This window comes from Streptomyces turgidiscabies Car8, assembly GCF_000331005.1.
Lineage (GTDB): Bacteria > Actinomycetota > Actinomycetes > Streptomycetales > Streptomycetaceae > Streptomyces > Streptomyces turgidiscabies.
This window is the reverse complement of the sequence record NZ_AEJB01000083.1, coordinates 1-11262: the sequence shown is the minus strand read 5'-3', so window position 1 is coordinate 11262 and position 11262 is coordinate 1. Positions and strand designations below refer to the sequence as shown.

Genomic DNA, 11262 nt, shown 5'->3' with positions numbered 1-11262 from the left:
GTTGCCCGTGGTCCGTATTCACAGGTTGACCACACGTCACCCTTACAAATGGGTTGCCCGGCGCAGGTCACGGGTATGACGGGCTGAGAACGTCACGCGCAGGCAGGCTGTGGGAGGGACCCCGACATGTTCTTGGAAGCGCTCGGCTCCGCGATCCTCGGCCTCGCCCTGGCATGGGCGGCGGCCCACCGTCTGCCGGACCGCCTCCCCGCGCGCCACGTGGTCCTGTCCACCGGCGCGGCCGGAGCCCTGGTCGGCGCCTTCCTCACCCACAGCGCACTGAGCGCCGGCCACTTCGCCCTGATCCTCCTGGGCGCGACAGCCGTCTCCGCCGCGTCCCTCTCCCTCCTCCTCCGCCCTAAGACCGGCCTCCGCCGATCATCGGCAACGGCGTAGCCGTCGCCGACAGGGGCGCGGGGAACTGCGCGACAAGCCACGACGGCGCCGCAGACAGCCGGACAGCGCCACGACGCCGCACCCGGCGGAGCGCTACGCGGCCAGCCCGAGCGCAGCCATCCGCTTCGTGTGCGCCTCGGTGATCCGGGAGAACATCCGCCCGACCTCCGCGAGGTCGAACCCGTCCGCGACGCCGCCGACGAGCATCGTGGACAGCGCGTCCCGGTCGGCGACCACACGCTGCGACTGCGACAGCGCCTCGCCCATCAGCCGCCGCGCCCACAGCGCGAGCCGCCCGCCCACCCGCGGCTCCGCGTCGATCGCCGCGCGCACCTTCTCGATGGCGAAGCTCGCGTGCCCCGTGTCGTCGAGGACCGCGAGCACCAACTTCCGGGTGTCCGAGTCGAGGCGGGCCGCGACCTCGCGGTAGAAGTCACTGGCGATCGAGTCACCGACGTACGCCTTGACGAGGCCTTCCAGCCAGTCGGAGGGCGCCGTCTGCTTGTGGAAGCCGTCGAGCGCGGCGACGAACGGCTCCATCGCCTGCGTCGCGTCCGCGCCGATCTCCGTGAGCCGGTTCCTGATCTGTTCGAAGTGGTGGAACTCCGCCGACGCCATCTTGGCCAGTTCCGACTTGTCGACGAGTGTCGGCGCCAGTTTGGCGTCCTCGGCGAGCCGCTCGAACGCGGCCAGTTCGCCGTACGCGAGCGCCCCGAGCAGGTCCACGACCGCGGCACGGTACTGCGGGTCGACGGCCGCCTGCGCCCAGTTCTGGGCGGCGATTCCGGTGGGTGCGGGCCCGGTGTCGGCCGCGGGCTCGGCCGCGCTTTCGTCGGGGGTCGCGGGGGTACCGGAGGCGTTGTCAGGCGTCGTCATGAAGCGCACAATAGCCCGCTGGCCGCAAGGCGTAAGTCCCTGCTCAGTCAGTGTGACGACCACTACGTGACCGAATCGGCCATCGCATGTGCGCGATTCCGGGGTATGGTGGTAATGCGCCCGCTGAGTTGACAGACGTATCTCGACGGGCCACACGAATGAGGATGCCCGGTCGGTGGCCCGATCGGCTCCGACCCGACAGCTCTCCTCGTCCGTACGGCACGATGCGTACGGAATTCGGAGGGACCCTCAGCGGTACGAGCGCTCGAGCGTCGGCAGTGGTCCTGTGCCACTCGACCCGCCCGTAGGCGGCCGAAGTTTCCGGCACGGTCCCGACACGACCCCCGCGCTCGCCTCGCACCGCGTACACAGAAGAGGCATTGCCCTGACTACGACTTTCCGGGATCTCGGAATTCTTCCCGAGACCGCCGAGGCGCTCGAAGCCGTCGGCATCATCACCCCCTTTCCCATCCAGGAGATGACGCTCCCCGTCGCCCTCACCGGCACGGACGTCATCGGCCAGGCCAAGACCGGCACCGGCAAGACGCTCGGTTTCGGCCTCCCGCTCCTTGAGCGCGTGACCGTCCCCGCCGACGTCGAGGCGGGCCGCGCCAAGCCCGAGCAGCTCACCGAGGCCCCGCAGGCCCTCGTCGTCGTCCCGACGCGCGAGCTGTGCCAGCAGGTGACGAACGACCTGCTGACGGCCGGCAAGGTCCGTAACGTGCGCGTTCTCGCCATCTACGGCGGCCGGGCGTACGAGCCGCAGGTCGAGGCCCTCAAGAAGGGCGTCGACGTGATCGTCGGCACCCCGGGCCGTCTCCTCGACCTCGCGGGCCAGAAGAAGCTGAACCTGAGCCATATCCGCGCGCTCGTCCTCGACGAGGCCGACGAGATGCTCGACCTGGGCTTCCTGCCCGACGTCGAGAAGATCATGAACATGCTGCCGGCCCGCCGCCAGACGATGCTGTTCTCGGCGACCATGCCGGGCGCCGTCATCGGTCTCGCGCGCCGCTACATGTCGCAGCCCACGCACATCCGTGCCGCCGCGCCGGACGACGAGGGCAAGACGGTCGCGAACACCGCGCAGTACGTCTACCGCGCCCACAACATGGACAAGCCCGAGCTGGTGGCGCGGATACTGCAGGCCGACGGCCGGGGACTGGCCATGGTCTTCTGCCGTACGAAACGTACGGCGGCCGATCTCGCCGACCAGCTCGCGCAGCGCGGCTTCGCCTCCGGCGCCGTCCACGGCGACCTCGGCCAGGGCGCCCGTGAGCAGGCGCTGCGCGCCTTCCGCAACGGCAAGGTCGACGTCCTCGTCTGCACGGACGTGGCCGCGCGCGGTATCGACGTCGAGGGCGTCACGCACGTCATCAACTACCAGTCTCCCGAAGAGGAGAAGACGTACCTGCACCGCATCGGCCGTACGGGCCGCGCGGGCGCCAAGGGCATCGCGATCACGCTGGTCGACTGGGACGACATCCCGCGCTGGCAGCTGATCAACAAGGCGCTGGAGCTGAACTTCAACGACCCGCCGGAGACGTACTCCACGTCTCCGCACCTGTTCGAGGAACTGAGCATCCCGGCCGGCACCAAGGGTGTCCTGCCGCGCTCGGAGCGCACCCGCGCCGGCCTGGGCGCCGAGGAGCTCGAAGACCTCGGTGAGACGGGCGGACGTGGTGGCCCGCGCGGTCGCGGTGGCCGCTCCGGTCACTCCTCGGGCCACTCCTCCGGCCCGGCGGCCGCCTCCGCGCCGTCGGCGGAGCGCGAGCGCCCGGCCCGTACGCCGCGCAGTCGCCGCCGTACCCGTGGCGGTGCCGCCTCGGACGCGCCGACGACTCCGGCCACGTCGGCCGCTCCGGTCACCTCGACCGGCGACGCGCTCGCCCCGTCCGAGCAGCCCACCGAGCGCCGTACGCCGCGCCGCCGTCGCCGTACCCGCGGTGCCGCCGCGGAGTCGGTGCCGGCCCCCACGACGACGTTCGTCGAGCCGTCGGCCGAGGCCGCCGTCGCGACCGCCGAGGGCACCGCCCCGGTAGCGGAGCAGCCGCGCCGTCGCCGCACCCGCAGGACCGCGGAGCTCGCGCCGACCACCCCGGTCGAGGCCGCCCCGGTCGTCCCCGAGGCGGAGACGCCGGAGGAGCAGCCGCGTCGTCGCCGTACCCGCAGGACGGCGGAGTCCGCGCCGGCCGCCCCGGTCGAGGTCACTCCGGTCGTGACCCCGGTCGTCCCCGAGGCCGAGGCGCCGGAGGAGCAGCCGCGTCGTCGCCGTACCCGCAAGACGGCGGAGCCGATCGTCGACGCCACCGAGGTCGTGACCGAGACCAAGGCGCGTCGCGCCCCCCGTAAGACCGCTGCTGCCACGGCGACCGCCGAGGCAGCCGTCGACACCGCGGAAGGCGTCGAGGCCAAGCCGCGTCGGACGACCGCCCGCAAGGCCGTCGCAGCGACCGCACCGGCCGCCGAAGCCGCCGTCGACACCGTCGAGGCAGTCGAGACCAAGCCCCGCCGTCGTACGGCACGCAAGGCCGCCGAGCCCGTCGCGGCCGTGGTCGAGGCCGCCCCGGTGACTCCGGAGCCCGAGGCCGCGAAGCCTCGCCGGACGCGCAAGGCCGCGGTGGCCGCCGTCGAGACGGCCGAGGCGACCGAGACCAAGCCGCGCCGTACGACTCGCAAGGCCGTCGCAGCGACCGCACCGGCCGCCGAGGCAGCCCTCGACACCGCTGAGGCGGTCGAGGCGAAGCCGCGTCGGCGTACGGCACGCAAGGCCGCCGAACCGGCGGTCGTGGCGGAGACGGTCGACATCCCGGCCCAGCCGACCTCGGCCGAGACCCCCGAGCCGAAGCGTCGTACGACGCGGAAGGCGACGGCACCGGCCGCCGAGGCAGCCGTGGACACCGCGGAAGGCGTCGAGGCCAAGCCCCGTCGTCGCACGGCACGCAAGACCGCCGAGGCCCCCGCCGTCGCGGAGCCGGAGCTCACGGAGCCGAAGCCGCGCCGTACGGCCCGCAAGGCGACGGCGACGGCCGCTGAGGCCGCCGTCGACACCGCCGAGGCGAGCGAGACCAAGCCGCGCCGGACCACCGCCCGCAAGGCCGTCGCAGCGACCGCACCGGCCGCCGAGGCAGCCCTCGACACCGCCGAGGCGGTCGAGACCAAGCCCCGTCGCCGCACGGCACGCAAGGCCGTCGAGGTCGTCGCGGACATCCCCGCCATCCCCGCACAGGCGGCGGACGACGCGGAGGCCAAGCCGCGCCGCCGGGCCCGCAAGGCCGCCGAACCGGCGGTCGTCGTGGAGACGGCCCCGGAGGCCGCCGAGGCGAAGCCCAGGCGCCGCGCCACCCGCAAGGCCACGGTCAGCGCACCGACCACGGACTCCGTGGAGGCCTGACCCCCCGAGGGCCGCGGCCCTCCGCAGTACCGGCCACACCCCGACGGCCCGGCCCACCCCACCAGGTGGCCGGGCCGTCGGGGTTCCCGGGCCCGAGCCGCCGCCCTCCCCCTCGGGTACGCCGGATAACCTCGGCTCATGAGCAGGCCTTCGACCTTCACCCCGCCCCCCGGTGCCCGTGCGTACGCCCTGCGTACCGCGCGTGGTGAGTTCGCCGTCATCGATGCCTCCGTGAAGGCCGGCGTCGAGCCGAGGGGGACCGTTCTGCTGCTGCCCGGGTTCACCGGCAGCAAGGAGGACTTCATCTCGATGCACGAGCCGCTGGCCGCGCGCGGGTACCGTACCGTCGCCGTGGACGGGCGCGGGCAGTTCGAGTCACCCGGCCCCCGGGACGACGAATCGGCTTACGCACAGGCCGAGTTGGCGCAGGACGTGCTCGCCCAGGCGGCGGCCGTAGGCACCCCCGTGCACCTCGTCGGGCACTCGCTCGGCGGGCAGATCGCCCGCGCCGCGATCCTCCTGGACCACTCCCCGTTCGTCTCGCTGACCCTCATCTCCTCGGGCCCCGCCGAGATCTCCGAGGCCCAGCAGCAGCGCGCGAAACTGCTGCGGGACGCGCTCGCCGTGATGAGCATGGCCCGGGTCTGGGAGGCCATCCAGGCCATGGACGATCCGCAGGCCGGCAGCGGCGACCTCGACTCGGTGGACGCCGTGGACGCCGGACTCGACGACCGCGAGGACCTGCGCCGTCGCTGGATGGGCAACAGCCCGGCCCAACTCGTGGCCACGGGACGCCAGTTGTGCACCGAGCCGGACCGGGTGGCGGAACTCGCCGCCGCACCGCTGCCCTTCCATGTGCTGTCCGGCTCGGAGGACGGCACCTGGGCCGTCCCGCTCTTCGACGACATGGCCGTACGGCTGCGGGCGCACCGGACCGTCATCGCGGGAGCCGAGCACTCCCCCAACACGGACCGCCCCCTGGAGACCGCCCGCGCCCTGGCCGACTTCTGGGACGGCGTCGAGCGGTAACAGCAGCGGCCAACCACCCCAATGGCCCAGGACCTGTCCTAGTACTGCGTCTGCAGGTGCTCCCAGAAGCCGTCCCGCAGCGCCCGTCTCAGCTCGGACTGGCCGCGCAGCGAGTACTGGAGCAGCCCCTCCGCCTCGACCAGCAGATCCTGGTCGACTGACCCGGGCAGATACGGATGCCCGGGCAGCAGCTCGACCAGTGCCTCACGCCCCCGCGCCGCCAGCCACTTCGCCGCGATCTGCGCGCCGACGAACCGCACGTCCTCGCGCGTGGGCCGCGCTCCGCCCGACCCTTCGTAGGACGCGGCGGTGCGCCGGGCGACGTACGGCTTGAAGAAGTCGAGGTCGAACGTGCGCTGGCTGTCGACCTCCCACAGCAGCGGCTCGGCCTGGTTGCGGCCGTCGGGCGCCTCGATGCCCCACAGGTGGACGCGCGCCCCGTATCCCTGCGCGGCCTCGACCGCCGACACCAGGTCCTCGTCGCCGCCGATGAGCGCGGCGTCACTGATCGCGCGGTGCCGGGCCAGCGACTCGAGGTCGGTACGGATCAGCGAGTCGACGCCCTTCTGCTGGTTGTTCGCGTTGAGGTTGCCCAGGCGAACCTTCACATCCGGGAGTTCCGCGATGGACTGCTGCTCGATGGTGTGGATGCGGCGCCGGGCGCCGTCGTACCAGTAGACCCGCAGCAGGCGGCTGTCCGCGAAGATCGTGCGAGCCTTGTCGATGAGCGCCTCGATGAGACCCTCCGCATCCAGCTCGTAGGAGCGGCGGTCTTCGGTCCCGGCGACGAGCCGTCCCGCCGCCGCGTACAGATAGCCCGCGTCGACGAAGATCGCATGGGTCGAGGGCGTCTTCGCCACCTCGGTGAGCATGCGGTGGAGCAGCTCGTTCGTACGGTCGATGCGGGCGCTCAGCTCCGCGTGGTCGTCGTTGTTCATATACCTCCATTGTCTCGGCGGTCACGCTTCGAACACAACCGGTCCCGGTCAGTCTCCTGATCCCGCCCGAACACGGTTTTAACCTGCGAGTCGTTAGACGTGCGAAAAATTTCCTTAGCGTAGGGAATGTTCGTAACACGCGGGTAGTTGACTAGGTACGTAACCAAGTAGTTCTCCTCAGGAGGATGACCAGACGAAGGGAGAAGCCCATGCGCTTCGAAATCATGCGTCTCGACGACGTCGACGGAACCCCCGTGGACAGTACGGTCGTGGACGCCGCCTCCGTCAACCGGATCGTGCAGCAAGCAGCCTCGATAGGGCAGCGCCTCTGGATCCGCCCGGCCGACACCTCGGCCTCATAACGCGCGGACGACGCTCGCCCACGAAGACGAGCAGACTTCAGAACCCCCGTACGGCACCGATGCCGTGCGGGGGTTCTGCGTCGCCGCGGGGTCCGCGTACGGGCCCCGGGCGTGGCCGCCGTCAGCTCTGCTGGATCACCTGGGTGATGCCGTTGATGATCTGCTGCACGGCGATGGCCGACAGCATCATCCCCGCGAGCCGGGTCACCAGGACCACGCCTCCGTCCTTGATGACGCGGATGATCAGCAGCGAGTACCGCATGACCACCCACAGCACGACGTGGACGGCCAGGATCGCCGCCCACACCGACACCTGCATGGCCACGCCGTCCGCCTTCTGCACGGCCAGGATGACCGACACGATGGCGCCGGGCCCGGCGAGCAGGGGCATGCCGAGCGGTACGAGGGCGACGTTCACGTCCTTGGTCTGCTTGGGCTCGTCCGTCTTGCCGGTGAGCAGGTCGAGGGCGATGAGCAGGAGCAGCAGTCCCCCGGCGATCATCAGGGCGGGTACGGAGACGTGCAGATAGTCCAGGATCTGGTGCCCGAGCAGCCCGAACACGGTGATCACACCGCCGGCCACACAGACGGCCTGGAAGGCCATCCGCTTCTGTACGCGGGCGGGCCGGCCGGCGGTGAGCGCGAGGAAGATCGGGGTGATCCCGGGGGGATCCATGATCACGAAGAGGGTGAGAAAGAGCGAGCCGAAGACAGCGACGTCGAACATGGGTGAGCGAGCCTTGCGTAGAGGGAGATACGGGGAAGGGGACGGAGCAAGGGAGGGGCAGCCGAGGGCCGAGGCCTCAGACTCCGCCGGTCCCCGGCACCGGGAACGCCCCGGTGGCCCGCCGTGTGATCTCCCCGTACACCTCGGGATCCGTCGTGTACTCCCCGAGCACGCAGGTCTTGCGGCTGCCGTGGTAGTCGGAGGAGCCGGTGCCCAGCAGCCCCAGCTCCGCCGCGAGGCCGCGCAGTCGCGCCCGGGTCTCCGGTTCGTGGTCCATGTGGTCGACCTCGATGCCGTCGAGCCCGGCGGCGGCCAACTCCGCGATCGCGGACTCCGGGACCGTCAGCCCCCGCTTGCTCGCGGCCGGGTGCGCGAACACGGCCACTCCGCCGGCGCCCTTGATCAGCCGCAGCGCCTCGAAGGGGTCGGTCTCGTGCTTCGGTACGTAGGCCCGGGCGCCGTCGGCCAGCCAGTCCCCGGTGAAGGCGTCGTTCACGGTCGGTACGACGCCCAGCTCGACCAGCGCGGTCGCGACATGGGGCCGGCCCACGGATCCGTCACCGGCGATGCGCGCGACCCGCTCCCAGGTGATGGGCACGCCCAGCTCCCGGAGCTTGGCCACCATCCCCTGGGCCCGCGGCACCCGGTCGTCGCGCACCAGCTCACGCTCGGCGAACAGCGCGGGCTCCTCGGGGTCGAACAGGTAGGCCAACATGTGCATGCTGACCCCGTCGAGCCGGCAGGACAGCTCGGCCCCGGTGACCAGCGTGAGCCCGGCGGGCAGCGCGGCGATGGCCTCGGCGTACCCCCGGGTCGTGTCGTGATCGGTCAGCGCGACGACGTCGAGGCCGGCCGCAGCGGCGTTGCGCACCAACTCGGCGGGCGTGTCCGTACCGTCGGACGCGGTGGAGTGGCAGTGCAGATCGATGCGCACGGTGCGGACTCCAGGCGACGACGGGACGGGCAGGAACGCGTCAAGCATAGCGGCCCAGAGGACCACCTCGTCACACCTGAAACCGGCAATCGCCCCTTACAGAAGCGGACCTGTCGGGGCGCGGGGAACTGCGGGACAAGCCCCCACCGACCGGCACTCCACCACACACCCCGACACCACACACCCGACGGGCGGGACCACGAAAGCCCTACGGCTTGAGCAACCGGGGCGACAACGCCCCGCAAGGCACCAGTTCCACCTCGGCCCCCGCGTCCCGCAGATCCGTGAGCACCAGCTCGTCGTACATCAGCAGCCCCGACTGCTCGGGCCACACCACCGCCCACAGCCACAGTCCGAGCGCCTCGCCCGCGAACACCGCGCGGTCGTCGGGCCCGCCCGCGACATGCCACAACGGAGTGGGCCGCCCAGCCGCCAGCACCTTCGCCTCGGCGGGCTTCTCCACGTTCATGTACGGCCCCGGGTCGGGCCCGTCGATCCCCGCGTACCGCGCGCCGAGTCCGACGCCGAGTTCCTCGGCGACCAGGATCAGCTCACCCATGCCTCCGAGCGGGCCGGGACCCGTGCAGGCCACCGCCGTCGCACGGCCGCCGCTGCGGTCGTCGCCCGCGCAGCCCACACCCGTGAAGAGCCAGCCGACCGGCAGTGGCCACGGCATCCACACGGGCACCTGTGTGCGGTGCACCACGACACTGAGGGCCTCGACGCTGGGCGGGATCACGGGCTGCAGCGGATGCACCGTCCCGTGCGCATCGCACTGCCAGGAGTCGGCAAAGAGTCCGGGAGCCCTGACCCGGCCACCACACTTCGGGCAACTGGGTTCGCCCCTCATAAAGCCCCACGGTCCTCCCCGTCCCCGCTCCCGTCAAGGACGATCACCCGTCCGGAGTGACACGTTTTCCCACCCCTTCCACCAGGCGAAATTAGATGTAGCTTGCATTAATTAGCTACTCTAACTTACTATGTGCATACACCAACGACCCATCCGCGGGTTGGGCCCGCGAGTCGTGAAGGAGCAGGCATGCACAGCAGCGCAACGAAGACCGGAGCGGGAAGCACGGGAGGCCCCGCCGAAGCGGATCCCTTCGACGCGGGAGCCGGTGGGCTCCTCCGGCAGCCGAAGGCCGTCTGGGCGACCGCCGGGGCGTCCGTCGTCGCCTTCATGGGCATCGGCCTCGTCGACCCGATCCTGCCGTCCATCGCCAAGGGCCTGGACGCCACGGCGGGTCAGGTCTCCCTGCTCTTCACGTCGTACTTCCTGATCACCGCCGTGGCGATGCTGGTCACGGGCTTCGTGTCCAGCCGGATCGGCGGCAAGAAGACCCTGCTGGCCGGCCTCGCGCTGGTCGTGGTCTTCGCCGGTCTGGCGGGCACCTCGGGCTCGGTCTCCGAACTGGTCGGCTTCCGGGCAGGCTGGGGTCTCGGCAACGCGCTCTTCGTCTCGACGGCCCTCGCGGTCATCGTCGGGGCGGCGGCCGGTGGCAGCGCGGCGGCGATCCTGCTGTACGAATCCGCCCTGGGCCTCGGCATGGCGTGCGGCCCCCTGCTGGGCGCGCTGCTGGGCAACGCCAGCTGGCGCTACCCCTTCTTCGGCACCGCGTTCCTGATGGCCGTCGGCTTCCTGTGCGTCACGGTGTTCCTGAAGGAACAGCCGAAGCCGGTCCAGAAGACCTCACTGCTCGACCCGGTCAAGGCGCTCGGCCACGGTGGTCTGGCCTCCGCCGCGATCTCGTCCTTCTTCTACAACTACACGTTCTTCACCGTGCTGGCCTTCACCCCGTTCGTGCTCGACATGACGCCCTACAAGTCGGGGGCCGTGTTCTTCGCCTGGGGTCTGCTGCTGGCCGTCTCGTCGGTCCTCGTGGCACCGCGCCTGCAGCGGCGGTTCGGCTCGCTGACGGTCCTCGGCGGCTCGCTCGTCCTGCTCGCCGTCGACGTACTGGTCCTCGGCTACGGCAGCCACACCGTCGCCGTCGTCTGCACGATCCTGTCCGGCGCGTTCATCGGCGTGAACAACACGGTCTACACCGAACTGGCCCTCGGCGTCTCGGACGCGCCGCGCCCGGTGGCGAGCGCCGGCTACAACTTCGTGCGCTGGTTCGCGGCTGCCGCGGCCCCGTATTTCGCGCCGAAGATCGAGGAGTGGAGCGACATCCACATGCCGTTCGTCGTCGCGGCGGTCACCGCCGTGCTCGGCGCCGTGGTGGTCGTCGTACGGCGGAAGTCGCTCACGCACGAGGCCGAGAACCTGGAGACGCAGCACGCGACCGAGGACAGTGTCGCCGTCTTCGCGAGCTAGGGACCGGCCAACTGGCTTTCTGCGGAAGCCAATTGGTGACATCGGTCACTCCGCGGTCGCGTACGAGGGTCGTCCAGCGGGACCAAGGAGATCCGCGACGGCTTCGACCTGAAGAAGGAGATGGCCGAGGTCACGGACGCGGTCCACAGCCGCGAGTCGGACTCGTCCCCGTCTTCGTCGTCCTCTTCCTCCTCCGGTTCTTCCGGTTCCTCCGGGTGGCACCGTCGACATGACGAAGAAGCCCGAGCCGGACGAGCGCCCGCCCTTCGACGCGGACGCCACCTGACCGTCG

General features: G+C 71.2%; 10 protein-coding genes and 1 pseudogene. 6 read left to right on the top strand and 5 right to left on the bottom strand.

Translation table 11 applies throughout. The features are described 5' to 3' along the window. The first annotated feature begins 126 nt into the window (after window positions 1-126). Window positions 127-396: a hypothetical protein gene (locus tag STRTUCAR8_RS04940; RefSeq protein ID WP_006374344.1), complete on the top strand. Its 270-nt coding sequence runs from the start codon at window positions 127-129 to the stop codon at window positions 394-396. A gap of 93 nt (window positions 397-489) precedes the next feature. Here the strand turns inward: STRTUCAR8_RS04940 and STRTUCAR8_RS04935 are convergent, their stop codons facing one another. Beyond that, complete coding sequence (locus STRTUCAR8_RS04935) at window positions 490-1281, bottom strand: ferritin-like fold-containing protein (protein WP_006374345.1); 792 nt, start codon at window positions 1279-1281, stop codon at window positions 490-492. A 469-nt stretch (window positions 1282-1750) separates the two neighbouring features. On the opposite strand from STRTUCAR8_RS04935, the gene STRTUCAR8_RS04930 reads away from it, so the two are divergent. Both STRTUCAR8_RS04930 and STRTUCAR8_RS04925 read left to right on the top strand, forming a co-directional pair. Further along, on the top strand, window positions 1751-4663 hold the full coding sequence (locus STRTUCAR8_RS04930; protein WP_044471644.1) for a DEAD/DEAH box helicase: 2913 nt from the start codon (window positions 1751-1753) through the stop codon (window positions 4661-4663). A 138-nt stretch (window positions 4664-4801) separates the two neighbouring features. Continuing rightward, window positions 4802-5692, top strand: coding sequence for an alpha/beta fold hydrolase (locus tag STRTUCAR8_RS04925; RefSeq protein WP_006374337.1), 891 nt, complete (start codon window positions 4802-4804; stop codon window positions 5690-5692). 38 nt (window positions 5693-5730) lie between these two features. Here STRTUCAR8_RS04925 and STRTUCAR8_RS04920 read toward each other — a convergent pair whose 3' ends face one another. Beyond that, window positions 5731-6630, bottom strand: coding sequence for an NYN domain-containing protein (locus STRTUCAR8_RS04920; RefSeq protein WP_006374343.1), 900 nt, complete (start codon window positions 6628-6630; stop codon window positions 5731-5733). Between the two features lie 209 nt (window positions 6631-6839). On the opposite strand from STRTUCAR8_RS04920, the gene STRTUCAR8_RS51170 reads away from it, so the two are divergent. Beyond that, on the top strand, window positions 6840-6992 hold the full coding sequence (locus tag STRTUCAR8_RS51170) for a hypothetical protein (protein WP_006374340.1): 153 nt from the start codon (window positions 6840-6842) through the stop codon (window positions 6990-6992). 121 nt (window positions 6993-7113) lie between these two features. Here the strand turns inward: STRTUCAR8_RS51170 and STRTUCAR8_RS04915 are convergent, their stop codons facing one another. From STRTUCAR8_RS04915 to STRTUCAR8_RS04905, 3 genes are all read right to left on the bottom strand, one after another. Beyond that, on the bottom strand, window positions 7114-7719 hold the full coding sequence (locus STRTUCAR8_RS04915) for a MarC family protein (RefSeq protein ID WP_006374338.1): 606 nt from the start codon (window positions 7717-7719) through the stop codon (window positions 7114-7116). Window positions 7720-7795: 76 nt separating this feature from the next. Then, window positions 7796-8653: a PHP domain-containing protein gene (locus tag STRTUCAR8_RS04910; protein WP_044471645.1), complete on the bottom strand. Its 858-nt coding sequence runs from the start codon at window positions 8651-8653 to the stop codon at window positions 7796-7798. A 208-nt stretch (window positions 8654-8861) separates the two neighbouring features. Next, window positions 8862-9503 (bottom strand): DUF6758 family protein, encoded by a 642-nt coding sequence (locus STRTUCAR8_RS04905; RefSeq protein WP_006374342.1) that lies wholly within the window; start codon window positions 9501-9503, stop codon window positions 8862-8864. 189 nt (window positions 9504-9692) lie between these two features. On the opposite strand from STRTUCAR8_RS04905, the gene STRTUCAR8_RS04900 reads away from it, so the two are divergent. Both STRTUCAR8_RS04900 and STRTUCAR8_RS53865 read left to right on the top strand, forming a co-directional pair. After that, on the top strand, window positions 9693-10970 hold the full coding sequence (locus STRTUCAR8_RS04900) for an MFS transporter (protein WP_006374346.1): 1278 nt from the start codon (window positions 9693-9695) through the stop codon (window positions 10968-10970). Window positions 10971-11048: 78 nt separating this feature from the next. Continuing rightward, window positions 11049-11256: pseudogene (locus STRTUCAR8_RS53865) on the top strand (Sec-independent protein translocase family protein); the annotation flags it as partial. Window positions 11257-11262: the final 6 nt, after the last annotated feature.

Excerpts from the sequence above, each read along its gene's own strand:
- STRTUCAR8_RS04940 (WP_006374344.1), top strand. The coding sequence starts at position 127 with ATGTTCTTGGAAGCGCTCGGCTCCGCGATCCTCGGCCTCGCCCTGGCA.
- STRTUCAR8_RS04930 (WP_044471644.1), top strand. The coding sequence starts at position 1,751 with ATGACGCTCCCCGTCGCCCTCACCGGCACGGACGTCATCGGCCAGGCC.
- STRTUCAR8_RS04925 (WP_006374337.1), top strand. The coding sequence starts at position 4,802 with ATGAGCAGGCCTTCGACCTTCACCCCGCCCCCCGGTGCCCGTGCGTAC.
- STRTUCAR8_RS04920 (WP_006374343.1), bottom strand. The coding sequence starts at position 6,630 with ATGAACAACGACGACCACGCGGAGCTGAGCGCCCGCATCGACCGTACG.
- STRTUCAR8_RS51170 (WP_006374340.1), top strand. The coding sequence starts at position 6,840 with ATGCGCTTCGAAATCATGCGTCTCGACGACGTCGACGGAACCCCCGTG.
- STRTUCAR8_RS04915 (WP_006374338.1), bottom strand. The coding sequence starts at position 7,719 with ATGTTCGACGTCGCTGTCTTCGGCTCGCTCTTTCTCACCCTCTTCGTG.
- STRTUCAR8_RS04905 (WP_006374342.1), bottom strand. The coding sequence starts at position 9,503 with ATGAGGGGCGAACCCAGTTGCCCGAAGTGTGGTGGCCGGGTCAGGGCT.
- STRTUCAR8_RS04900 (WP_006374346.1), top strand. The coding sequence starts at position 9,693 with ATGCACAGCAGCGCAACGAAGACCGGAGCGGGAAGCACGGGAGGCCCC.